The organism is Tenericutes bacterium MZ-XQ, assembly GCA_002838205.1.
In the GTDB taxonomy this organism is placed as follows: Bacteria; Bacillota_I; Bacilli_A; order Acholeplasmatales; family Acholeplasmataceae; genus Mariniplasma.
On sequence record CP017950.1, the window covers coordinates 347,282 to 370,471 of the forward strand.

The window sequence follows — 23,190 nt, forward strand, 5'->3', positions numbered from 1 at the left end:
TTTATATAAAAATATAAAAAATGATATATAATATAAAAGGTTATGAAATGAGGAAAAATATGAAAATAAGAAATATAGCAATTATCGCACACGTTGATCATGGTAAAACAACACTGGTTAATCAACTTTTAAAAGAAAGTGAAAAATATGACATGCATCAAGTGTTAAACGACCGTGTTTTAGATAGTAACGATATTGAAAGAGAACGTGGGATTACGATTCTTGCAAAAAATACAGCGATTATTTATAAGGATTATCGCATTAATATCTTAGATACACCAGGACATGCAGATTTTGGTGGAGAAGTTGAACGCATCATGCATATGGTTGATGGTGTGCTTTTACTTGTAGATGCTTATGAAGGTGTTATGCCACAAACAAGATTTGTTTTAAAAAAGGCTTTAGAAGCTAAATTATTACCGATTGTTGTTGTCAATAAAATTGACCGTCAATTTGCTGACATCAGTCGTACAGTCAATGAAGTTTATGACTTATTTATCGATTTAGGTGCGGATGAACATCAATTAGAGTTCCCAGTTTTATATGCGTCAGGTTTGCAGGGGTTAGCAAGTTATGAACCAATCTTACAGGCACATATTCGTATGGAACCTATTTTAGATACCATCATCAAAGAGATACCAGAACCTAACCAAGATACAACAACACCATTTTTATTTCAACCAGCATTAATTGATTATAATGACTATGTTGGTCGTATGGGTATTGGTAAGATATACCAAGGACAAGTATCGGTAAATGATACAATCAATTGTTTAAGATTAGATGATACAATCATTGAGTTTAGAGTTCAAAAAATCTTCCAATCTATGGGATTAGAAAAAGTTGAAGTTGATACAGCATATGCTGGAGATATTGTCTCTATTGCAGGACTTCCAGATGTTCATGTAGGAGAAACCTTTACAGAGCTTGGACATCATCAACCACTACCACATTTGCATATCGATGAACCAACCGTGCAAATGACTTTCTTAACAAATAACTCGCCTTTTGCAGGTCAAGAAGGTAAACATGTAACAGCTTCAAAAATAGAAGATCGTCTATTTAAAGAAACACAAAAAGATGTCAGTTTAAAAGCAAATCGTATTGGTAATACCGAACAATGGATTGTCTCTGGTAGAGGAGAACTTCATTTAGGTATTTTGATTGAAAATATGAGAAGAGAAGGTTTTGAATTTCAAGTTTCAAGACCAAGAGTTATTGTTAAAGAAATTGATGGTATTAATCATGAACCATACGAAGAAGTTCAAATCGATTGTCCTCAAGAATCGATGGGTACAGTCATTGAAATGATGGGAGATCGTAAAGGTGAGTTGGTATCCATGAATCAGCTTGGAGATTATGCACGTATCCAGTACATCATGCCATCAAGAGGACTCATCGGATTTATGACACAATTTTTAACCGCAACCAAAGGTTACGGTATTTTATCACACATCTTCTTAGACTACCGTCCGATGGTTTATGAAACAGTAGGTAACAGAAGAAGTGGATCATTAGTTTCTCTAAATCAAGGTATGACAACTGCTTATGCGATTGGTAGACTTGAAGATAGAGGTATTATGTTTGTTGAACCACGAGAAAAAGTATACGAAGGTATGATTATTGGAGAAGCCAATAAAGATAGTGATATGGTTGTAAATGTGACGCAAGAAAAGCAGTTATCAAACATGAGATCTGCTGGTAAAGATTCAACAGTCGTCTTAAAAAAACCTAAACAAATGAACCTTGAGGCATGTCTTGCATACATCAACGATGATGAGCTTATAGAGATCACACCAAAGACGATTCGCTTAAGAAAACAGATTTTGAAAGCAAACGAAAGAAAAAAAGCGTCTTACGGTACTACTAAAGCTTAACAACTTATGTGATTTCATCGTTTTTAAAAGGATATAACATATATTATGTTATAATATATATTGAGTCAAAACTAAGGAGGTTTCTATGAAAATAGCCATTGGCAGTGATCATGGAGGATATGAATTAAAAGAATTTTTAAAGTCATATTTCAAAGAAAATAACGTAGCATTTGATGATTATGGAACTGATTCTGATCAGTCCGTAGATTATCCTGATTTTGGAAAAAAAGTTGCACATGCAGTCTTATCAAACGCTTATGATTTTGGGATTGTCATTTGTGGAACAGGTATTGGTATATCGATTGCAGCGAATAAAGTTAAAGGCATTAGAGCAGCGCTCGTCTATAACGAAGAAACTGCAAGACTTGCTAAAGAACACAATAACGCAAACATTATTGCGCTTGGTGGAAGAACAACATCAAATGATGAAGCAGTTAACATTGTAAATGCTTATATGAAAGCAGTCTTCGAAGAAAGACATCAAAAAAGATTAGATAAAATTAGCGAAATCGAGGGTGCTTCACATGAGTAAATTAGTTGTATTAAATCATCCTTTAATTGACCATAAGATGGCAAGAATTAGAGACAAGAACACTGGTACAAAAGAGTTTAGAGAATCAGTTTCAGAAGTTGGTGGACTCATCACTTATGAAATTACAAGAGATTTTCAAACCGTAGAAAAGAAGATTGAAACACCGATTTGTGAAATGACTGCAAAAGAGTTAGAAAAACAAATCGTGATTGTTCCAATTTTAAGAGCTGGTTTAGGTATGGTTGAAGGCATTCATAATATCATCCCTACAGCTAAAATTGGTCATATCGGTCTTTATAGAGATGAAGAAAGTTTAGAACCTCAAGTGTATTATGCGAAATTTCCTGAAGTCATCAAAGATAGTGTTGTATTAGTTGTAGACCCTATGCTTGCAACTGGTGGTTCAGCATCTAAAGCCATTGAAATTATAAAAAAGACAGGCGCAACCGATATCAGATATGTTGGTCTTGTTGGATGTCCTGAAGGTGTTAAACGCATTCAAGAGGATCATCCAGATGTTCCAATTTATTTAGCAGCAATGGACTCTCATTTAAATGAAGTCGGTTATATTGTTCCTGGTCTTGGAGATTGTGGGGATCGTTTGTTTGGAACGAAATAAATTTGAAAAAAGAAGAAGAATCATGATGACTTATACAATCGTCATGCAACTCATCTTCTCTGTGATTGGATTATCTGTATTAGGGATATATATCGGAAGAAAACTAGATCCTGAAGGCGATTTAGCTACTTATTTAGCAGCTTTAGGATTGTTTTTAGGAGTTTTTGTCGGATTTATGACTTTATTACAATTTATAAAAAGTGAGGAAAGATATGAAAGACGTAAGCGTCATTAATTTAATCGCACTTGGATATTCACTATGTCTGGCTTTGGTATCATTCATCTTTTTTAGAGAATATGCTGTATGGGCCGTCTTAGGTAGTGCAACAGCACTATTTAACCATTCATTAACGATTAGACTAACCAAGCAAAAATTTAATCCTGTGAAACTCGCTTACCATTTGGTGCTAAGATTTGTAATGTATGTCATCATGATTGCATTTGCATATTTTGATCAAAGAGCAAACGGCACAGATGAACTTACAAGAGTATTTATCTTTTTACTTTTAGGTTTCTCATCGATTAGAATCGGTATATTGATTTATGCAACGCCACCGTTTAAAGCACACAGGTTAAAAGATGATACTGATAATATTGTGCCTTATGATGATGAAGAGGAGGATGATGAAGATGATCGATAATATCATAGATTATATTTTAAATTTACCTGTATATTTTGTAACATCTTTAGGTATCATTTTGTTCTTAATCATTTTGAGTATATGGGTTGGAAATTATGTTTCTAAGTTAGATGTTAGAGATAAACCAAATAAATTTGTAACAGTGATTATACAATTTATTGATTTCTTTAACTCATATGTTAAAAGTTATATTGGTAAACATTGGAAGTTTGTAACACCAATTGCTTTAACACTAGCATTATATGTAGCGATATCTAATATGAGCGGTATTTTTGGATTAGAAGCACCAACAAAATTTACTGCAATTACATTTAGTTTATCGATCATTTCATTTTTTGTAGTTCAGATTACAGGGTTTATATCACAAAGTTGGAAGCATTTCTTAGGGATTTTCCAACCGATTTGGGTTTTATTTCCATTAAACATCGTTAGTGAATTTACACCAATCTTGTCAATGGCACTGCGTTTATTCGGTAATATTGTCAGTGGATCAGTGATTTTATTACTCGTCTATAAACTCACAGGATGGGCTTCAGTGTTGATTGCACCAGCATTCCATGTGATCTTTGATATTGGATTTGGACTGGTTCAGACACTTGTGTTAGTTTTATTAACGATTATCTTCGCATCAACTAAAATTAATGAAGATGATCTAAATTTTGAAAATTAAAAATAATATATAAAATATAAAAAATAAAGGAGATTATATTATGTTCGAAATATTTAATGTGTTAATTCCAAATATCATGGAAGTTGTAGCGAATGAGTTCTTCAGAAGCGGTATGGCTTATATTGGTGCTGGTATTGCGGTAACAACTGGTTTTGGTACTGGTATCGGTCAAGGGATTGCTGCTGCAAAAGCTGTTGAAGCTGTTGGGCGTCAACCAGAAGCTGCAGGTAAAATTACATCAACCATGCTTATTGGACAAGCGGTTGCTGAAACAACAGGTTTATACGGATTAATCATTGCGTTCATATTAACAGGAAAATAATAAAAAAGGATTGATGATTTGTGAATGAAGTATTTGATCAAATAACTGAAATCGTCGAAAGTGGATTGTATTCTATTCAAAATACTCCTGAAATCGTCGTCTTAAATATACTTGCCTTACTCGTTTTATTGTTTTTCGTGAGAACGTTCCTTTGGAAAAAGGTAAGTTTATATTTAGAAAAGAGACAAGAAGCTTTATCTGAAGCAATGGATCAAGCTGACGAAGAAAGAAGAGTTGCAAAATCTTTACAAGAAAAAGCAATTAAAGAATATGAAGGCATGAAAGAAGAAACAAGACAGTTAAAAGAAAAACTGACTCAAGAAGCTTATAAAGAGCAAGAAAAACTGATTACAAGCGCTAAAGAAGAGGCGAAAAGACGTCTTGAACAAGCTGAAAAAGATATTGAGTATGAAATTGCTCAAGCAAATGAAGACATCAAACAATCGATTAAATCGGTTGCATTTTCTGCTGCATCTAAGATTGTAAAAAGAGAAATCGACGAATCCGTTCATCAAGATATCATCGATGAGATTTTAAAAGAAAGCGACGTATAATTTATGAGACAGTTTGCTAAAGCACTGCATCATATTGCGCTAGAAAAAAACAAATTAGATGTCTTAAGTTATCAGTTTGATGAACTTAGAGATCTCATTAAGGAACATCCAACATGGTTAAAAATGGTGGATTCCCCGATGTTATCTAACGAAGAAAAAGAAGCTAAAATTGATGAACTCGGATTTGATCCAACATTTTTGGCTTTTATTAAAGTTTTATCAAGTAAACATTACATGCAATATATTGATGAAATATATGATGAATGGATACACTTAGTAAGAACAACTCAAAAGATTGCACATCTTCATGTTTATTTGGCAAAACCTTTGACAAAAACACAAGAAGAAAAACTCATGCAAACATTAAAACCAAGATTTAAAAATCAGACAATTTCTCTACATAAAACAATTGATCCTTCTTTAATTGGTGGTATAAAAATTACCCATCAAGGACAAGCGCTAGACCGATCAGTTGCTCGTGAACTAGAAGAATTGTTTACAACGATTTAAGGTGGTGACAACATTGTCAAAAATAAAAATCAAAGAAATGACTGAGGTCATTAAAAAGCAAATCGAATCATTTGAACAAGACGTCAAACTTGAGAATATTGGTAAAGTATTATCAGTAGGTGATGGGATTGCGATTGTTTATGGTCTTCAACAAGCGATGATGGGTGAACTTTTAGAATTCCCTCATGGTGTTAAGGGATTGGTGTTTAACTTAGAAGAACATAACGTTGGTGTTATTCTTTTAGGTGAATCAAACCTTATTAAAGAAGGCGACATGGTTAAAACAACTAAACGTATTTTTGAAGTACCAGTTGGTGAAGCATTATTAGGTAGAGTTGTTAATCCATTAGGTGAGCCACTTGATGCACTTGGTTCAATTAAACCAGAAAAGAAAATGCCTGTTGAAAAAAAGGCAAGAGGTGTTATTGATAGAGGGTCTATTAATGCATCTATGGAAACCGGTATTAAAGTAATCGATGCCCTTGTTCCGATTGGACGTGGACAAAGAGAGTTAATTATTGGCGATAGACAAACTGGTAAAACAACAATTGCAGTTGATGCAATTCTGAACCAAAAAGGTAAAGATGTTCTATGTATCTATGTTGCGATTGGTCAAAAAGATTCAAGTGTAACTGCACTTGTTGAATTGTTTAAAAAACATCAGGCAATGGATTACACCATTGTTGTAAATGCTGGTGCATCTAAAGAAGGTACACTCCAATATCTTGCACCATTCTCTGGGGTAACGATGGCAGAATACTTCATGGAAAAAGGCAAAGATGTATTAATCGTTTACGATGATTTATCTAAACATGCGGTTGCTTATCGTGAGTTATCATTACTCCTTAGACGTCCACCAGGAAGAGAGGCTTACCCTGGAGATGTATTCTATCTTCATTCAAGATTATTAGAACGTTCTGCGAAGTTAAATAAAGAACTTGGTGGAGGATCTATTACAGCATTACCAATTATTGAAACAAAAGCTGGAGATATCTCAGCATACATTTCAACAAACGTTATTTCAATTACAGACGGTCAAATCTTCTTAGAAGCAGAATTATTCTATTCAGGTATTCGCCCTGCGATTAACGCTGGGTTATCAGTATCACGTGTTGGTGGGGCTGCACAATGGAATGCCATGAAGAAAGTTGCTGGTACACTAAGAATTAACTTAGCAAACTACCGTGAATTAGAATCATTTGCACAATTTGGTTCTGATTTAGACCAATCTGCTAAGCGTCGTCTTGAAAGAGGTAGAAAAACAGTTGAAATGCTTAAACAAGATGTTCATGAACTTGTCGATATGCCTACACAAATTGTGATTATATATGCACTTTCTAAAGGGATGATCGATGACTTAAATCTTGATCAAGTTAAAGCACTTGAAAAAGAAATCATGCAAGGTTTACGCATGAATGATTTAGGGCAAAAGATTAAAAAGCATCTTGATGAAACAAAGAAATTACCAGAAGATAAGGATCTAGAACAATTTATCAACGGATTAAAGAGGTTGATATAAGATGGGATTAAAGGATATTAAAATGCGGATGCAAGCCATCAAAAAAACGGCTTCCATCACTCAAGCAATGCACAATATTGCACTATCCAAAATAAAAAAATCAACTGAGCTTCTAGAACATTCTAAAGATTTTATGAAAAATATCCATCATGTTGTGTATTATGCAAATAAAAACCTTGAGGGGAAAAATAGATTAACCATGCATAATGGCGGAAGTAAGAAACTATATATATTAGTTACAAGCGATAGAGGCCTAGCAGGTAGTTATCATAATCAGCTTTTTAAAGCATTCTTATCAGAAGTTAAGGATATGTCTAAAGATGATTATCAAGTCTTTGTCATTGGTAAAAAAGGGTTCTATTTCGCACAAAAACATAAACTCCCCATGGTCAATCAAGAAATCATTTACAATAGAGATGATATTTCAACGATGTATTTTAGACATTATGCAGCGCTGATTAAAGATGTATTTTTAAAAGGTTATGTCGATGAGGTTTATATCCTACATAATCACTATATCAATACTGCAACACAAGAAGTTCATCAAGAAATGATATTGCCACTGCTTTTCGATGAAAAAGAAGAAAAGAATGAGCCATATATCTATGATGAAAGTCCTGAAGTTGTCCTTGATAAAACAATGAATGTCTATGTCGAAAGCAGAATTTTTGAAGCGATTGCTGATGCGAAATTATCAGAACATGCTGCAAGAATGATTGCGATGAAAAATGCGACTGATAATGCAAATGATATCGTCAGTCAATTAGAAATTGTTTATCACAGAGAAAGACAACGAGAAATTACAAACGAGATCATTGACGTCGTCAATGGTGCGAACGTTTAGGAAGGAAGTTATGATGAAAGGTAAAGTTACACAAGTCATCGGACCTGTAGTTGATGTCCGTTTTGAAAATGAATTGCCAAGTATATATGATGCACTCATTGTCAAAAACGAAGAAGGACAAACAGTTACACTAGAGGTTGCACTTCATTTAGGAGATCATGTCGTAAGAACGATTGCGTTAGAACCAACAGAAGGTTTAAAACGTGATGTTGAAGTTACATCAACGGGTTCATCAGTTAAAGTGCCAGTTGGTAAGGCTGTATTAGGACGTATCTTTAATGTATTAGGAGAACCTATTGATGGTGGACAACCATTAGATGACGTAGAAAAAACAAGTATTCACCGCCCATCTCCTGAATTCCATGAATTATCAAGTGAAGTTGAAATTCTAGAAACAGGGATTAAAGTCATTGACTTACTAGCACCTTATATTAAAGGTGGTAAAGTTGGTCTATTTGGTGGTGCTGGTGTTGGTAAAACCGTCCTGATCCAAGAGTTAATAAATAATATTGCTCAAGAAAGAGAAGGGATTTCTGTGTTTGCAGGTGTTGGGGAAAGAACTAGAGAAGGTTCAGAACTCTACCAAGAAATGACAGAATCCGGGGTTATCAATAAAACAGCACTAGTCTTTGGACAAATGAATGAGCCACCAGGAGCTAGAATGCGCGTTGCGTTAACAGGATTAACGATGGCAGAGCATTTTAGAGATACAGAAAAACAAGATGTATTATTATTTATTGATAATATCTTTAGATTTATTCAAGCGGGTAGTGAGGTTTCTGCGCTTTTAGGTAGAATGCCTTCAGCGGTTGGTTACCAACCAACACTAGCGACTGAAATGGGACGTTTACAAGAAAGAATTACATCAACGAAACAAGGATCGATTACATCAATTCAAGCAGTTTATGTGCCAGCAGATGACTATACAGACCCTGCACCAGCAACAGTTTTCTCGCATCTAGATGCAACTACCAACTTATCAAGAAAATTAACTGAAATCGGTATTTATCCAGCAGTTGACCCACTTGCATCAACATCAAGAGCACTTGCTCCGCATATCGTTGGTCAAGAACATTATGATGTTGCTCGTAAAGTTCAACAAATGATTCAAAGATATCATGAACTATTAGATATCATCGCAATCCTAGGTATGGATGAATTAACTGATGAAGATAAACAACTTGTCCACAGAGCAAGACGTATTCAAGTGTTCTTATCACAAAACATGCACGTTGCTGCACAGTTTACAGGGGTAGAAGGTTCATTTGTGCCACTCAAAGAAACGATTCGTGGATTTAAAGAAATTATTGAAGGCCGTCATGACGATCTTCCAGAAGAAGCATTCCAAATGGTTGGTACGATTGATGATGCCATTAAGAAGGCGAAATCATTATGAGGTTTAAAGTCTTAACACAGCAAGGTAAAACTTATCAAGATGAAATCGAATATGTGATTGTTAAAAATCAGGAAGGTGAACTTGCGATTTTAAAAGATCACATTCCAATCATCTTACATGTTTTAGATGGATATCTTAGATTCGTTCAAGATAAAAATGAAACATTTTTAGTTGTTGAACAAGCTGTTGTTGAATTTAAAGATAATCTTTTGACGGTTTTAGCGCTTGAAGCACAAATTGGTCAAACGTTAGAAAAGGCTAGAGAAGCTTTTGATAACATGAAAAAAGAAAAATTAGAACTCACCAAAAAAGAGAATATTGATTTTTCTAAACAAGAACGTGAATTAAAAGAAAACATCATGAAATCAAAAGCAGGTCAATTATAAAAAAAGAGGTGTTTATATGTTAGAACAACTCATTTATTTCTCATCATTATTTATTTTCTTTGCGATTAATCTAAGAATTTTAAGAGCACTTCATATCGAAAATAAGTTTGAGAAATTCAAGATATGGGAAATAAAAGCTGCTTACTTTTTAGTCAGTTTAGGATTAGCCCATTTACTTGCAGAAATCATGGTTAAATTTTCTAACTTTTTAGATTTCTTATAAGACGTAGAGATACGTCTTTTTTTTAGCAATGATAATTTGTCAATTCAAGTGCAACGCATCATAGTGCTCATTGATTACTTCTAATGGAGTTTTAAAGTTGATACATTTTCTTGGTCTATTATTCAAACGATTTAATACTTCATTAACTTCATGATGATCAGTTTGTGACAAATCCATTCCTTTTGGATAATATTCTCTTAATAAACCATTTGTATTTTCATTAGTTCCTTTTTGCCATGCACAATAAGGATCAGCGAAATACATCTGACAATTTAACTTCTCTTCAATCTCTTGATATCTAGAAAATTCTTTTCCACGGTCACATGTTATTGTTTTTACAAGTTCCGATGGAAACTGTGATAATAATTCAATCATCGCAGCCGTGACATTCTCACTTGTCCTATCGGGCAACAGTTTAACAAGATACAGTCTTGATTTACGTTCAACTAATGTGACAAAACAGTATTTACTTTTGCGCTGATGATTAAATCTTCCTGATTCAACTGTATCAGCTTCCCAGTGACCTATGGATTGTCTTTTATAAACTTCTTTAGGCCGTTTTTTTATCGGTTTACCAATATTGAATCGTCCTCTTGTTTCTGCAGGTCGTTTAAACTTGCCTTTACGTCTTAATTTTGTCATATTTCCTTTGATAAGATATTTCTTATGGATCCATCTATAAATAGTTGAAAAACAGGGGATTTTTTCAGGTTGTCCTTTATCTCTCATAGCTATTTGTTCTGGAGACCATTGTTGATTCAATTTGCTTTCAATATACTCTTTGATGATTGGTGATATTTTTACCTTTCTATGGCTATTGATTCGACGTTTGTTGTATTTTTTTTGTGCGACATGAGGTAAGTATTTGTAACGATATCCACATGAATTTCTCTTTAACTCTCTAGATATCGTACTAGGACTCCTCTTTACTGCTTTACTAATCTGTCTAATACTCACGCCTGATAACCATAACTGATATATACATGTTCTTTCTTCTATGGTAAGATGTATGTAGTTCATAGTTTCTCCTTTTGTGTTTGTTTGGTCACTTACATTATAAAGGAATCTATGAACTTTTTTGATTTTTATTTAGTGTTGCACTTGTAATTATAAATTATCCGAAAAAAAAGACAATCTCTCGATTGTCTATTCTATAAATTCAAACTCATAATCAAAGATTCTAACTGTATCTCCGTTTTGTGCACCCTTTTCACGTAGTGCTTCATCAACACCTAGACTTCTAAGTTGTCTTGCAAAACGTTTAACTGCTTCATCTTTTGTAAAATCAGTTCTTTCAAACAATAGTTTTAATTTTGTACCTGTAAGTTCAAAGACATTATCTTCAGTGATGTTAAGTTCGAATGCTGGTCCTTCAGATTCATATTTATATAGCTTAACTGTTTCATCTTCATGTTTTTCAATCTTAGGTGCTTTTTTAAGCATATCATATGTTTTATACATTAAATCTTTAACATTTTCTTGTTTAATTGCAGAAATCAATAGTACTTCTTCAGCGATTTTAGATTTCAAATCTTTGATCTTATCTTCTGTATCAGGCATATCAATTTTATTGATCACAACGATTTGTGGTCTCTTTGTCAAGGATTCATCATATTGTCTGAGTTCTTCTTTTATTTTTAAATAATCATCATAAGGATCATCTCTAGTGATATCAATCACATGTAAAAAGACACGACATCTTTCAATATGCTTTAAGAATCTAATCCCTAAACCATGGCCTTGATGCGCATTTTCAATCAGACCAGGAAGATCTGCTAAAACAAATGAATCTTCACCTACATAAACCATCCCTAAATTGGGTTGAAGGGTTGTAAATGGATATGATGCGATTTTAGGTTTCGCGTTAGACACAACTGATATAATCGTTGATTTCCCAACGCTTGGATAACCTATTAATCCGACATCAGCTAAGACTTTAAGTTCAATATGAAGTTTTCTAACCTCACCTGGATCCCCATTTTCAGCATAACTTGGTGCTGAGTTTCTCGCAGTAGCAAATGCCATATTTCCGCGTCCACCTTTACCACCTTTAGCAACGACCAACTCTTGTCCATGTTCTGTGATTTCACCTAAAAAGAACTCTTTATTTTCACTATATACAACAGTGCCTAGAGGCACTTTAATATAACGATGCTCTGCATTTGCTCCATGCATGCCTTTAGACATCCCATTGACACCGTTTTGTGCTCTAATATGTCTTTGATAGCGAAGATCAATTAAGTTTTGTTTACCTTCATCACCAATAAAAACAACGGACCCACCGTTTCCACCATTGCCGCCCCATGGACCGCCATATTCAACATATTTTTCGCGTCGGTATGAAGCCATACCATTACCGCCTTTACCGCCGAAAACCTCAACGGTTACTTCATCTATAAACATTTTTTCACCAACTTCTTTTTCGAAAAAAAAGGATAACTAAGGTTATCCTTCGTAAACTGAAACTTGTTTTCTGTCTCTACCTAAACGTTCGTATTTAACGGTGCCACTTACTTTAGCGAATAAAGTATCATCGCCACCACGGCCCACATTTGTACCTGGGTGGATTTTAGTTCCTCTTTGACGATAAATGATTGATCCTGCAGATGCATATTGTCCGTCAGATAACTTTAATCCTAGACGCTTAGATGCTGAGTCACGACCATTACGAGTTGAACCTACACCTTTTTTAGATGCGAATAACTGTATATTTAACTTTAACATGTTATCCCTCCTTTTGATTTTTAATATATTTCGGATATTGTTTTTCTAATTCATTTAAGGTATATTCTAAATTTTTTAAAAGTCCAAATACAATGTCCTGTTTTTCTTTTAGACTGATTTTAAAATATCCTTCACTCACTTCTAAATCAATCGCTTGATTTAGTTTCAGATGCTCAATTGCGTTTGCGGTAAGAATGGTTGCAGTTGATACTGCTGCACACACGATATCTTCACCTTTCGCTTTATAATTGGCATGTCCTTCAACAATTAATGTTTTTAATTGTTCGTTTTCGTAAATCTGTTGTACTTTAATCATGATTAAGCTACAATTTTTTCTACGACTAACTTAGTATATGCTTGTCTGTGTCCTTGTTTTTTGCGATATTTTTTTCTTACTTTGTATTTAAACACGATAATTTTTTTACCACGACCATGTTTTAACACTTTAGCAACGACTTTCGCATTTTCAACGACTGGAGTTCCAATGACTGGATTTTCTCCGCCAACCATTAATACTTCAGTAAATTCAAAGTTTTCGCCTTCTTCAACATCAAGTTTTTCTACATAGATTTCTTGACCTTCAGTAACTCTTACTTGTTTACCGCCTGTTTTAATAACTGCATACATACGTTGTTACACCTCCTTATTTTTTGTGAAGACTCACTATCAAGGTAGCATGTTTTATGCGTTTAAAACCTCTCCTATGTGGTACAACATAGATATTTTATCGTAGATAGGGGCAAAAGTCAACAAAAAAGTTGAGATAATTGCTTTATTTTCTACGTTTTTCAAACTGTGTACCTACGAATAAATCTGGATATAGTTCAAATAAATGTTTTTGTTCTGTTTTCTTAATTTTATATAAGTACATATCATGGTGAATATGCTCTGTAATTATGTTGATCATAAGTTCGTTTTTCGTGGTTGTTGCGCTCCATTTATGGGTTAGTGGATGTCTATTTGCAATCATAACTTTCTTCATGTCAACAACCATCATTAAACGTGTAGGTTCCATAGCATCATACTCATGAGAAAATATAGAAACATTCATTCTTTTTGATGTTTGTGCTCTAAATGAGAAGATAAAGATATCAACACCTTTTTGCTCTAAAAAAGTGAACGCATCATCAAAAAGAGAGATATCTAAATCTGTATTGATATAAATATCTTCTTTTGCTTCATAGATCATGGTTCTTGCCTGTCCAATAATATCATCATAGCCATGATAATTTAAATAAGGTTCTTGGTGATAATTTTGTGATAAATGCGTTAAATCATTTACAAGCATGTCCGTTTGTTTGATATATTGCGTTTTAAGTTGGTTCAAAAGATCCGTAGGTTTCTCAGAATAGTATAGATCTTTGACACCATTTTCTAAGAGCAAAATCCCTTTTTTAACCATATTTTCAACTGCATCAACAGTTTGAAGTTTGGTTAAATGACAACCAGTCGTAATTTGGTACATTGTTTGTCCTGGATTTTGAAGTAGATAAACATATATGGTTGCTTCTATTTCTGAAAAATATAAAGATTTTAGTTTGTCAACAATTGTTTTAATAAGTATCACTCACTTTTAGACATTTTCGATATCTAGATCTTCAGGTTTTTGTTGCTTTTTAAATAATCCTAAAAACTTTTTAGGTAATATTAACATCGCATCACCAACAACTGATGGTAACATCTTAGCTGCTTCTAATAATGCATCTCTTCTAATTTTTTCTTTAGTGATTTCTTTAGCATCACTAAATAAATACTTACGGGTAACAATACCGATTCTAAGCGTTAATAAAGCATTTGATATCCCTTGAGTCACACTACCCATAATCGGCTTAATTAAAGGTATTTCACCTAACGTATTCATCGTTGATTGAGGAACGACATCGCTGATATCAATATTTTCTAAACCTTCTGCAATCAGTGCTGTTGTAAAAACGTTAACGGTTAATTTTGATAGATTCTTATACGATGGTCTAAATCCACACATCTCGACTAATTCTTTGATCATTCTTAAATTAACGACAATCACTGTGAAAAAATCTAGTCGTCCGTTTTGAGATATTGCAGTAGAGATCATCACTGTTTTTGCGTGTTTTTTAATGCGTTTATTAATTTCTTTTTTTACATATTTATTAAACGCATGATTTAAACTTGCCTGTAGCTCATCTTTACTTGAAAGTGTATTTAATAACTGTGCTTTTTCTTCTTCAGGAAGATATGGTTCATCCAAAAGTCTTTTTACAACTCTTTTATACAATCTAAAATTTTTTCTTGAGACTTCATCATCATCTAGAGTCGTTTGAACAGAAAATGTAGGTGAAAACAATATAATATGCATCGGTCTAAAGATTAATGCATATAAAAGGATTACCACAAGTCCATAAAATCCGTATGCCAAATATGGAGAAATATTGGTTAACCTCTCACCAACATCAAGCACACTCGATAATAACATGAGTAAAAACAATATGATAAAGCCTATTGCTGTTAAATACCAAAATATTTTAGTGGAGTCTTTTTTCTTCACATGATCACATCCTTTAAAAAAATTATATCATGAAAACTTACATTTTTGTTTTAAGATGTGATTTAATACTATAAAATTCATGATGCCCAATAATGATATGATCAATTAAATCAATACCCATGAGTTCTGATGTTTTTTTCAAGTGTTCGGTTGCTCTTATATCTGCATGAGAAGGTTCACTATCACCTGAAGGGTGATTATGAACAAAAATCATCGCAGCTGCAGAGCATTTAATCGCTTGTTTATAGATTTCTCTGGGATGAATGGTCATTTGATTGATGGTACCTATATAAATGGTTTCTTGTTTAATCACTTCACTTTTAATATTGAGGTATAGCGCAATAAAATTTTCTTGATCCAAATGGCCGATATCGTGGACGAGTAAATGATAAACATCATCTGGTGAAGTGATTTTTACACGTTTTGTGCGTTTATATGAAGCTAACCGGTATCCTAGTTCTATAGCTGCAAGTAATGTCGTCGCTTTTGCTGCTTTGATCCCTTTAATACTCAATAATTCTTCATAGCTTAAAGTCTTTAAATCCTCAATAGAATCTAAAGTATATAAAACTTGTTTTGATAGTTCAACCACTGAAGCTTCTTTATATCCAGTTCTAAATAAAATGGCGAGTAACTCTTCATTTGATAATGCTTTTGCCCCATATTTCATTAAACGTTCTCTTGGACGTTCTGATGTAGGCATTTCTTTAATTAAATACATAAAAAACATCTCCTTTATTCATGTTAAGGGAGATGTCTATCTTTTACTTGTTTGAAAATCTTGATTTCACATATCCTACAAAATGTAGAGATCCAGTAATCATCATTATTTCATTTGTTTTTAGTTCTGATTTTAACAGTTTATATGCCTGATCAAATCCTTTGATATATGGAATATCTTTGGTTTGATACTCATCTAAATCAACAAATCTAAAATCATCAAATGAAGTGAGGGTAATGCTATCAGCAAACTCTCCGATCACTTCCAACATTTTTTTAATATCTTTATCACCAAGTGCACTGAAGAGCACATGGATTTTATAATCTTTAAATGTTTCTTTAAGTGTATCTTTTAATGCCACCAGAGCATGTTCGTTGTGTGCGCCATCAATATAAACTTGTTCTTCGAGTTTCTCTAGTCTTCCTGCCCATATTGCCCTTTTTAAAGCTTTTCTAAGGATTTTCTTATCAGTATCAGGATACAAGTATAAAAGTCCTTCTAAAGCAAGTATGGCATTTAAGACTTGATGTTTACCAAGTAGTGATAACTCAATATCTAAATCTTGATATATGAATCGTAAAGGTCTTAGACTGATAAGTTTATAGTCATCAGATGTTATGAATTTTGATGTGACATTTAAGTCTTTAATGTAGGTTTTAAAATATGGGTGAAGTTTTTCATCAACTGTTGTGATTAAGTGATTACCAGGCTTTAAAATACCGAGCTTATTAGACGCAATAGATTCTAATGTATTACCTAATTGTTTCATATGATCAAATCCAATATTTGTTATTAAGGATAAGTCATAATTTAAGACATTTGTTGCATCTAATAATCCACCTAATCCTACTTCCATGATAATAACATCAACTTTTTGTTTTTTATAATAATTTAGCGCAATTAATGTGATGAGCTCGAAGAACGCTAGATTTTCACCAAAAGATTTTGTAAACTCTTGATTGAAATCATAAATATAATTGATCTCTTCTAATAAATCTTCATCACTAATATTTTGATCATTTAATCTAACCCGTTCGTTAAAGACAATCAAATAAGGTGATGTATAAGTACCTACAGATAATCCCATCTCTAAAAACATATGGGTTAAATAAGCACAAACCGATCCTTTACCATTAGTACCAGCAACATGAATGAGTTTAACACCGTCAAAAGAAATGTCTAAAGCATCTAGTGCGCTAGACATTCTTTTTAAATCTGTTTTTGGTTTAAATTTAACTTGTGTTTGTATCCAGTGGATAGCATCATGAATATTATTAAACATATTTCTTTAATTTTTCAACGACGATTTCATATTGTTTTTGATAATCTTCATACTTTTCTTTTTCTAGTTTTAGTTTTTGTTCCGGTGCTTTATCAACGAAGTTTTTATTGTTTAATAAACCTTCACTGCGTTTGATTTCACCTTCAAGTTGTGCTTTTTGTTTAAGTAATGTTTGTTTCTCCATTTCTGGATCGATAATATCAGCTTTCAAAACATAAACTAAAATCTTAGATCCTACAAGTAGTATCGTTTCTTCTTTGGTTTGTAGCTTTTGACTAAATGTTAATGTGTTTGTGTTTAAGAACTTTTTGAAATATGCTTCAAAACCTTTGAAAACTTCTAAATCACGATCATTTTCAATCACAAGTTCAATATCCAAAGGTTTTGATGGTTTTACATCATGTTCAGCTCTTAAATTTCTTAGCTTAACAATCGCATCTTGAACATCTTTAAAATATTCAATCGCTTGATGATTGATTTCTTCTGCTTCTGGCCATGCAGATAACATAATGGTTTCTTCATCAGTTATTTCTAAGAATAGCTTCTCAGTAACAAATGGAATAAATGGATGCATCATCTTAAGAATCGCCTTTAAGACTTTGATTAAGACATATTGTGTGGTTTTTCTTTGTTTTTCATCATTTAATGATACTTTGGCAAACTCAACATACCAGTTTGCGAAATCTTCCCATATGAAATGATATAGTGTTCTAGAGACTTCACCAAACTCAAACTTATCATAATTATAATCAGCTTCTTTAATCGCTTCAGATAATCTAGATAAGATCCACTCATCTGCCAAATTATAATCACTTTCTTTTTTAACGTTTATGTCATCGATATTCATCGTGATAAAACGGGTAATATTCCACAGTTTGTTGATAAAATTCCATGAAGACTCAACTTTTTCTTCTTCATATCTTAAATCTGCACCAGGTGCAGAATTCGTTGTTAAGAAGTATCTTAAAGCATCAACACCATATGTTTCAATGACGTCCATTGGATCAACGCCATTACCAAGTGATTTCGACATCTTACGGCCTTCACTATCCCTGATTAATCCATGAATTAAAACCTTTTCAAATGGATCTTGACCTGTAAATTCTAAGCCTTGGAATATCATACGTGCAACCCAAAAGAAAATAATATCATATCCTGTGACCATCACTTGAGTTGGGTAATAGCGTTTAAAATCTTCGGTGATTTCTGGCCATCCAAGTGTTGAAAATGGCCATAATGCACTACTAAACCAAGTATCTAATACATCTTCATCTTGAACCCATCCTTCACCTGGAGATTCAACTTGAACTTTGACTTCTTTATCTTTATACCATGCTGGAATACGGTGACCCCACCATAATTGTCTTGAAATACACCAATCTTGGGTATCTGTCATCCAGTTTACAAATATTTTCTTAAATCGATTTGGAACAAATTCAGCTTTAGAATCATCGAGTGCTTGTTTAGATAGTTCATCCATCTTAACAAACCACTGTAAAGATAGACGTGGTTCAACAACAACACCAGTTCTTTCGCTAAAGCCAATGTTATTTGTGTAATCTTCTATTTTTTCAACAAGGTTTAACTCATTCAAATCGGAGATCAATGCTTTTCTACACTCAAAACGATCCATGCCTTTATATCTAAATGCCATCTCATTCATCGTACCATCTTCGTTCATACATAGTGGCATCTTCAGATGATGTCTCGTACCTACTTCAAAGTCATTTGCATCATGTGCAGGCGTAACCTTAACAACACCCGTACCAAACTTTATATCAACATAATCATCTGTAATGATTGGAATCATGACATGTGTTCCTGGAATAAAAACATTTTTACCTACATACGATTGATATCTTTGATCATCAGGATGAACCATTAAGGCTTGATCGGCAAACATGGTTTCTGGACGTGTGGTTGCGATTACCATATATCCGTCTTCTTCAACAAGTGGATATCTAAAATAATATAGTTTTCCTTGTTGTTCCTCATGTTCTACTTCGATGTTAGAAAGTGCAGTTTTAGCCTCAACATCCCAGTTAATGATGCGGTGACCTCTATAAATTAACCCTTTTTCATATAGCGTTAAAAAGACTTTATTCACAGCTTCATTAAGTTTATCATCTAACGTAAATCTTTCTTTATCATAGTCAAGAGAATTACCTAGTGCAGCCCACTGAGTTCTAATAAAGTCAGAATATTCTTCTTTCCATGCCCAAGCATGTTCTAAGAAAGACTCTCTTCCGATATCATATCTTGATATACCTTGTTCTTTAAGTCTTGCGTCTATTTTCGCTTGCGTAGCGATGCCTGCATGATCCATCCCTGGTAAATATAAGGCATCATATCCTTTCATACGCATGCGTCTAATGATAATATCTTGTAAGGTATTATCCCATGCATGCCCTAAATGCAGTTTACCAGTGACATTTGGTGGTGGTATCACTATCGTAAATGGTTTGGCTTTTTTATTGACACCTGACTTAAAATAACCTTTATCTAGCCAGGTTTGATATCTGCCTGATTCAACTTCTTTAAAATCATACTTCGGTTTTAAATTTGTCATCTTCTAACAACTCCTCATAATGTTTTTTTGTGATGTGATACATATGGATAGTTATATCAGCGCCTTTACTATCTTTTCTGATCTCATCATGTGTATATATAAATCCTGATTTTTCAATCACTCTTTTGGATTGTGTATTTTGGGTAGAGTGGCCTACTGTAATCTCTTTGAGTTCAAGGCCAACAAAACCATAAGCTAAAACTTTCTTTACTGCTTCTACCATCAGGCCTTTACCCCAATAAGTATCATCAATCACATAGCCTATTTCTCTAATATCTTCAAGTGCATTTTCAAGATTCCTTACATGAAGACCGATGGTTCCAATTAATGAATCATCATCTTTTAAAGTGATGCCCCAGACTTCTTGTTCAGCAATCATCATATTTAAGATTTTTCTTGATTGGTCGATATCTTTATGTGGCGGCCAACCAGCCATAGGACCAATGTTTGGCTTTTTTGCATAATTGTAAAAAGCTTTTAAATCTGTTAATCTTAAATCTCTTAAAACTAATCGTTTTGTCACTAATGTTTTCATCTTTCACCTATAAAAAAACGCCCTTAGAATAAATCTAAGGACGAATATAATCGCGGTACCACCTTAGTTCTAGAAACATGTTCTAGCCCTCAAATCTTTTAACGCAAGATCTACGCTTTTAACTACTATAAGTTCATCAAAAGAGCTCCTAGGCTACCTTCATTCATCATCGCTCAGATTTTCCACCAACCAATCTGTCTCTATAAGTCTTTGATTAATTACTCTTCCTATTCATCGCTTATGTCAATATATTAGCACATAAGTTAACAGTTTACAAGTCATTCATCCTTATAATTTTTCTCAAAACGCCAAGAATCCTTGCACATATCAAAAATAGTTTTTTCTGCTTTCCAACCAAGTTTATCATAAGCCTTGGAAGCGTCTGCCCAATACGCAGGCAAATCGCCAGGTCTTCTGTCTACAATTTTGTATGGCACTTTAACATCATTTGCCTTTTCGAATGCAGAAACAATTTCTAAAACAGAAACGCCTTGTCCAGTACCTAAATTATAGATTTCTACGTCATCTTCTAATTTTTCAATCGCTAAGACATGACCTTTAGCAAGATCAACGACATGGATATAATCTCTAACGCCCGTACCATCTGGGGTGTCATAATCATTGCCAAAGACACTTAAGATCTCTAACTGACCTTTAGCAACTTTAGAGACAAATGGCATCAAATTATTTGGAATACCATTTGGGGACTCCCCAATAAGTCCAGACTCATGTGCACCTACTGGATTAAAATATCTTAAAAGCGATACTTTAAAGTTAACATTAACCTTCGCTGCATCTTTTAAGATACGTTCACTCATCGCTTTGGTTTCACCATAAGGATTTGTTGTTGGAAGTAAGTTCATTGTCTCTACGAATGGTACTTTTTGGTCACCATAAACCGTAGCACTCGATGAAAAGACAAACTTGTTGACTTTATATTTGATTGCCAGTTCACTTAAATAAATGGTTGATAAGACATTATTATGATAATACATCAACGGTTTAGAAACGGATTCCCCAACGGCTTTTAGTCCTGCAAAATGGATCACACCATCAAATGGATGTGCCTTAAATACAGGTTCTAAAGCTTCTTTATCGGTGCAATCAATTTCATAAAATGTTGGTTTTACACCGGTTATGGTTTTAATTTGATCTAACACACTTTTTTTAGAGTTAACCAGATTATCAACGATCACAACTTCATGACCAGCATGAATCAGTTCAACCACTGTATGTGACCCAATATAACCTGTACCTCCAGTAACTAATATTATCATTTATTTTCTCCCCTTTTATGATTTAACAATATACAAAATACCAATCGTTCCAGCTCCACAATGCGCACTAATTACGCATCCTGCATAAGACTCAATTAAATTTTTAACTTTTACTTTTTCATTGACTTTTTCTTTCATATAAATCGCTTGTTTATCTGCAAAAGAATGCGTAATCATGACATAATCTAAATCAAGATTATCACGATCATATTCATCAAAAAAATCTTTAAGCATAATATCTAATGCTCTACTCATCTTACCCGCTGGTTTTTTATAGACATCAAGTTTTCCATCTCTAACTTGAATAATCGGCTTAATGCCTAAAATACCACCAATAAGTTTAGCAGTCCCTGATGCTCTACCCCCTTTATGGAGATAATCAAGCGTTTTAATCGCAAACTGACTTCTAACCAAAGGCACTAGTTTATCAATCTCGTCTTTGATTTGTTTTGCTGAATAGCCATCAGCTCTTAAATCTTTTGCTTTTAAAACGAGAAGGGCAATCCCTGAACTTAAGTTTTTAGAATCCACTAAATAAATATGTTCATGACCTAACTCTTCTTGTGCAATTTTTGCAGATTGAAATGTTCCAGATATCTTAGATCCAATACCAATATAGACAATATCATAATTGTTATCGATATAAGTGCTAAATAATTCAATGAAATCGCCCGGAGATACTGCTTGTGTTTTAGGTAATGTACCTAAATTATCGACTTTGTCATATAATGCTCTTGTGTCAATATCAATACCATCTTTATAAGCATCATCGCCAAATAAGACATAAAGTGGTACAGATTTAATATGATACTTTTCAAGCATTTCAACTGATAAATCAGCTGTTGAATCAGTAACAATTAAAACATCACGCATCTAATTCCCCTCCATAGATTTTTTCTTTAAATAAAGCTTCAACCAAATTCATATTGGCTTTGGTTACATTAGAAACAGAAATAAATAATTTAGGATGACCTAAGGTCTCTTTAATTATCTTTTCTTGTTTATATTGTTTTGTTTTAGGAATTTTATCCTTTTTGGTAGCAACCACAACGATGTCCTTACCTAACTCTTTTAAAAACTGATAGGTATCTAGATCATCTTTGGTTGGACCGACTTTAAAATCAATGAGCAAGCAAACAAGTTTTAAATCTAGATTATCTAAAAGATAATTTTCAATCATGATGATGAAATCATCTTTCATTGATTTCGATCTTTTCGCATATCCATATCCTGGGGCATCTACAAAATAAAAGGCTTGATCAATTAAATAGAAATTTAAAAGCAAAGTCTTTCCAGGTGTTTTTGAAACTCTAGCTAAATTTTTTCTATTGGTTAAACTATTGATAAATGAGCTTTTACCAACATTACTACGCCCTAAGAGTAGTATTTGCGGTAATGGATCAATATTACCGACGACATCGGTTAAACTTTTGATATAAGTTGCTTCTTTAAACATTCGAGACAC

The 23,190-nt window shown here is 33.5% G+C and carries 28 protein-coding genes; 14 read left to right on the top strand and 14 right to left on the bottom strand.

The genetic code is table 11. From position 1 onward, the window contains the following. The first annotated feature begins 59 nt into the window (after nt 1–59). From BK011_01825 to BK011_01890, 14 genes are all read left to right on the top strand, one after another. A complete protein-coding gene (locus tag BK011_01825; GenBank protein AUD64474.1) occupies nt 60–1,877 on the top strand; it encodes a GTP-binding protein TypA in 1,818 nt (605 codons plus the stop codon). A gap of 85 nt (nt 1,878–1,962) precedes the next feature. Continuing rightward, nucleotides 1,963–2,409, top strand: coding sequence for a ribose 5-phosphate isomerase B (locus BK011_01830; GenBank protein AUD64475.1), 447 nt, complete (start codon nt 1,963–1,965; stop codon nt 2,407–2,409). Beyond that, nucleotides 2,402–3,028 carry a uracil phosphoribosyltransferase gene (locus BK011_01835; GenBank protein ID AUD64476.1) on the top strand — a complete coding sequence of 209 codons (627 nt, stop codon included), beginning with the start codon at nt 2,402–2,404 and terminating at the stop codon, nt 3,026–3,028. Before BK011_01830 ends, BK011_01835 begins: the two co-directional genes overlap by 8 nt. After that, a complete protein-coding gene (locus BK011_01840) occupies nt 3,015–3,263 on the top strand; it encodes a hypothetical protein (protein AUD64477.1) in 249 nt (82 codons plus the stop codon). The genes BK011_01835 and BK011_01840 overlap by 14 nt, the downstream gene beginning before the upstream one ends. Next, on the top strand, nt 3,241–3,669 hold the full coding sequence (locus BK011_01845) for a hypothetical protein (GenBank protein AUD64478.1): 429 nt from the start codon (nt 3,241–3,243) through the stop codon (nt 3,667–3,669). Before BK011_01840 ends, BK011_01845 begins: the two co-directional genes overlap by 23 nt. Further along, on the top strand, nt 3,653–4,339 hold the full coding sequence (locus tag BK011_01850) for a hypothetical protein (protein AUD64479.1): 687 nt from the start codon (nt 3,653–3,655) through the stop codon (nt 4,337–4,339). The genes BK011_01845 and BK011_01850 overlap by 17 nt, the downstream gene beginning before the upstream one ends. 76 nt (nt 4,340–4,415) lie before the next feature. Then, nucleotides 4,416–4,661: an ATP synthase F0 subunit C gene (locus BK011_01855; protein ID AUD66117.1), complete on the top strand. Its 246-nt coding sequence runs from the start codon at nt 4,416–4,418 to the stop codon at nt 4,659–4,661. A gap of 20 nt (nt 4,662–4,681) precedes the next feature. After that, the gene (locus BK011_01860; protein AUD64480.1) at nt 4,682–5,215 is read left to right on the top strand and encodes an ATP synthase F0 subunit B; all 534 of its coding nucleotides are present in this window, start codon (nt 4,682–4,684) and stop codon (nt 5,213–5,215) included. Between the two features lie 3 nt (nt 5,216–5,218). Further along, the gene (locus BK011_01865) at nt 5,219–5,725 is read left to right on the top strand and encodes an ATP synthase F1 subunit delta (protein AUD64481.1); all 507 of its coding nucleotides are present in this window, start codon (nt 5,219–5,221) and stop codon (nt 5,723–5,725) included. Between the two features lie 37 nt (nt 5,726–5,762). Continuing rightward, nucleotides 5,763–7,244 carry a F0F1 ATP synthase subunit alpha gene (locus BK011_01870; protein AUD66118.1) on the top strand — a complete coding sequence of 494 codons (1,482 nt, stop codon included), beginning with the start codon at nt 5,763–5,765 and terminating at the stop codon, nt 7,242–7,244. A gap of 1 nt (nt 7,245) precedes the next feature. Continuing rightward, nucleotides 7,246–8,088 (top strand): ATP synthase F1 subunit gamma, encoded by an 843-nt coding sequence (locus tag BK011_01875; protein AUD64482.1) that lies wholly within the window; start codon nt 7,246–7,248, stop codon nt 8,086–8,088. 10 nt (nt 8,089–8,098) lie between these two features. Then, the gene (locus BK011_01880) at nt 8,099–9,484 is read left to right on the top strand and encodes a F0F1 ATP synthase subunit beta (GenBank protein ID AUD64483.1); all 1,386 of its coding nucleotides are present in this window, start codon (nt 8,099–8,101) and stop codon (nt 9,482–9,484) included. Next, nucleotides 9,481–9,870 carry a hypothetical protein gene (locus BK011_01885; protein ID AUD64484.1) on the top strand — a complete coding sequence of 130 codons (390 nt, stop codon included), beginning with the start codon at nt 9,481–9,483 and terminating at the stop codon, nt 9,868–9,870. Before BK011_01880 ends, BK011_01885 begins: the two co-directional genes overlap by 4 nt. Nucleotides 9,871–9,886: 16 nt before the next feature. Then, a complete protein-coding gene (locus BK011_01890; GenBank protein ID AUD64485.1) occupies nt 9,887–10,093 on the top strand; it encodes a hypothetical protein in 207 nt (68 codons plus the stop codon). A gap of 39 nt (nt 10,094–10,132) precedes the next feature. Here the strand turns inward: BK011_01890 and BK011_01895 are convergent, their stop codons facing one another. The 14 genes from BK011_01895 to BK011_01960 all read right to left on the bottom strand — a co-directional run bounded on the left by BK011_01895 (nt 10,133) and on the right by BK011_01960 (nt 23,181). Then, nucleotides 10,133–11,113, bottom strand: a complete 981-nt coding sequence (locus BK011_01895) for an IS30 family transposase (GenBank protein AUD64486.1) — start codon at nt 11,111–11,113, stop codon at nt 10,133–10,135. Between the two features lie 126 nt (nt 11,114–11,239). Next, nucleotides 11,240–12,496, bottom strand: coding sequence for a GTPase ObgE (gene obgE, locus BK011_01900; protein ID AUD64487.1), 1,257 nt, complete (start codon nt 12,494–12,496; stop codon nt 11,240–11,242). Between the two features lie 42 nt (nt 12,497–12,538). Next, complete coding sequence (locus BK011_01905; GenBank protein ID AUD64488.1) at nt 12,539–12,817, bottom strand: 50S ribosomal protein L27; 279 nt, start codon at nt 12,815–12,817, stop codon at nt 12,539–12,541. Between the two features lies 1 nt (nt 12,818). Then, nucleotides 12,819–13,133: a hypothetical protein gene (locus BK011_01910; protein ID AUD64489.1), complete on the bottom strand. Its 315-nt coding sequence runs from the start codon at nt 13,131–13,133 to the stop codon at nt 12,819–12,821. 2 nt (nt 13,134–13,135) lie between these two features. Next, entirely contained in the window at nt 13,136–13,444 is a 309-nt protein-coding gene (locus tag BK011_01915) for a 50S ribosomal protein L21 (protein ID AUD64490.1), read from the bottom strand. Between the two features lie 145 nt (nt 13,445–13,589). Continuing rightward, nucleotides 13,590–14,384 (bottom strand): hypothetical protein, encoded by a 795-nt coding sequence (locus tag BK011_01920; protein AUD64491.1) that lies wholly within the window; start codon nt 14,382–14,384, stop codon nt 13,590–13,592. 6 nt (nt 14,385–14,390) lie between these two features. After that, complete coding sequence (locus BK011_01925; protein AUD64492.1) at nt 14,391–15,341, bottom strand: hypothetical protein; 951 nt, start codon at nt 15,339–15,341, stop codon at nt 14,391–14,393. 37 nt (nt 15,342–15,378) lie between these two features. Then, the gene (locus BK011_01930) at nt 15,379–16,071 is read right to left on the bottom strand and encodes a hypothetical protein (protein ID AUD64493.1); all 693 of its coding nucleotides are present in this window, start codon (nt 16,069–16,071) and stop codon (nt 15,379–15,381) included. Nucleotides 16,072–16,105: 34 nt separating this feature from the next. After that, the gene (locus BK011_01935) at nt 16,106–17,344 is read right to left on the bottom strand and encodes a hypothetical protein (GenBank protein ID AUD64494.1); all 1,239 of its coding nucleotides are present in this window, start codon (nt 17,342–17,344) and stop codon (nt 16,106–16,108) included. Beyond that, nucleotides 17,337–19,913 (bottom strand): valine--tRNA ligase, encoded by a 2,577-nt coding sequence (locus BK011_01940; GenBank protein ID AUD64495.1) that lies wholly within the window; start codon nt 19,911–19,913, stop codon nt 17,337–17,339. The genes BK011_01935 and BK011_01940 overlap by 8 nt, the downstream gene beginning before the upstream one ends. After that, entirely contained in the window at nt 19,888–20,448 is a 561-nt protein-coding gene (locus BK011_01945; GenBank protein AUD64496.1) for a hypothetical protein, read from the bottom strand. Before BK011_01945 ends, BK011_01940 begins: the two co-directional genes overlap by 26 nt. 278 nt (nt 20,449–20,726) lie before the next feature. Further along, a complete protein-coding gene (locus BK011_01950; GenBank protein AUD64497.1) occupies nt 20,727–21,725 on the bottom strand; it encodes a UDP-glucose 4-epimerase GalE in 999 nt (332 codons plus the stop codon). 15 nt (nt 21,726–21,740) lie between these two features. Beyond that, nucleotides 21,741–22,598: a hypothetical protein gene (locus tag BK011_01955; GenBank protein AUD64498.1), complete on the bottom strand. Its 858-nt coding sequence runs from the start codon at nt 22,596–22,598 to the stop codon at nt 21,741–21,743. Continuing rightward, entirely contained in the window at nt 22,591–23,181 is a 591-nt protein-coding gene (locus tag BK011_01960) for a hypothetical protein (GenBank protein AUD64499.1), read from the bottom strand. The genes BK011_01955 and BK011_01960 overlap by 8 nt, the downstream gene beginning before the upstream one ends. Between the last annotated feature and the right edge of the window lie 9 nt (nt 23,182–23,190).

Bases quoted from the DNA above. Each gene is read 5' to 3' on its own strand.
- BK011_01825 (AUD64474.1), top strand. From the start codon at position 60: ATGAAAATAAGAAATATAGCAATTATCGCACACGTTGATCATGGTAAA.
- BK011_01830 (AUD64475.1), top strand. From the start codon at position 1,963: ATGAAAATAGCCATTGGCAGTGATCATGGAGGATATGAATTAAAAGAA.
- BK011_01835 (AUD64476.1), top strand. From the start codon at position 2,402: ATGAGTAAATTAGTTGTATTAAATCATCCTTTAATTGACCATAAGATG.
- BK011_01845 (AUD64478.1), top strand. From the start codon at position 3,241: ATGAAAGACGTAAGCGTCATTAATTTAATCGCACTTGGATATTCACTA.
- BK011_01850 (AUD64479.1), top strand. From the start codon at position 3,653: ATGAAGATGATCGATAATATCATAGATTATATTTTAAATTTACCTGTA.
- BK011_01855 (AUD66117.1), top strand. From the start codon at position 4,416: ATGGAAGTTGTAGCGAATGAGTTCTTCAGAAGCGGTATGGCTTATATT.
- BK011_01865 (AUD64481.1), top strand. From the start codon at position 5,219: ATGAGACAGTTTGCTAAAGCACTGCATCATATTGCGCTAGAAAAAAAC.
- BK011_01870 (AUD66118.1), top strand. From the start codon at position 5,763: ATGACTGAGGTCATTAAAAAGCAAATCGAATCATTTGAACAAGACGTC.
- BK011_01875 (AUD64482.1), top strand. From the start codon at position 7,246: ATGGGATTAAAGGATATTAAAATGCGGATGCAAGCCATCAAAAAAACG.
- BK011_01880 (AUD64483.1), top strand. From the start codon at position 8,099: ATGATGAAAGGTAAAGTTACACAAGTCATCGGACCTGTAGTTGATGTC.
- BK011_01885 (AUD64484.1), top strand. From the start codon at position 9,481: ATGAGGTTTAAAGTCTTAACACAGCAAGGTAAAACTTATCAAGATGAA.
- BK011_01890 (AUD64485.1), top strand. From the start codon at position 9,887: ATGTTAGAACAACTCATTTATTTCTCATCATTATTTATTTTCTTTGCG.
- BK011_01895 (AUD64486.1), bottom strand. From the start codon at position 11,113: ATGAACTACATACATCTTACCATAGAAGAAAGAACATGTATATATCAG.
- obgE (AUD64487.1), bottom strand. From the start codon at position 12,496: ATGTTTATAGATGAAGTAACCGTTGAGGTTTTCGGCGGTAAAGGCGGT.
- BK011_01905 (AUD64488.1), bottom strand. From the start codon at position 12,817: ATGTTAAAGTTAAATATACAGTTATTCGCATCTAAAAAAGGTGTAGGT.
- BK011_01910 (AUD64489.1), bottom strand. From the start codon at position 13,133: ATGATTAAAGTACAACAGATTTACGAAAACGAACAATTAAAAACATTA.
- BK011_01915 (AUD64490.1), bottom strand. From the start codon at position 13,444: ATGTATGCAGTTATTAAAACAGGCGGTAAACAAGTAAGAGTTACTGAA.
- BK011_01930 (AUD64493.1), bottom strand. From the start codon at position 16,071: ATGTTTTTTATGTATTTAATTAAAGAAATGCCTACATCAGAACGTCCA.
- BK011_01935 (AUD64494.1), bottom strand. From the start codon at position 17,344: ATGTTTAATAATATTCATGATGCTATCCACTGGATACAAACACAAGTT.
- BK011_01940 (AUD64495.1), bottom strand. From the start codon at position 19,913: ATGACAAATTTAAAACCGAAGTATGATTTTAAAGAAGTTGAATCAGGC.
- BK011_01945 (AUD64496.1), bottom strand. From the start codon at position 20,448: ATGAAAACATTAGTGACAAAACGATTAGTTTTAAGAGATTTAAGATTA.
- BK011_01950 (AUD64497.1), bottom strand. From the start codon at position 21,725: ATGATAATATTAGTTACTGGAGGTACAGGTTATATTGGGTCACATACA.
- BK011_01955 (AUD64498.1), bottom strand. From the start codon at position 22,598: ATGCGTGATGTTTTAATTGTTACTGATTCAACAGCTGATTTATCAGTT.
- BK011_01960 (AUD64499.1), bottom strand. From the start codon at position 23,181: ATGTTTAAAGAAGCAACTTATATCAAAAGTTTAACCGATGTCGTCGGT.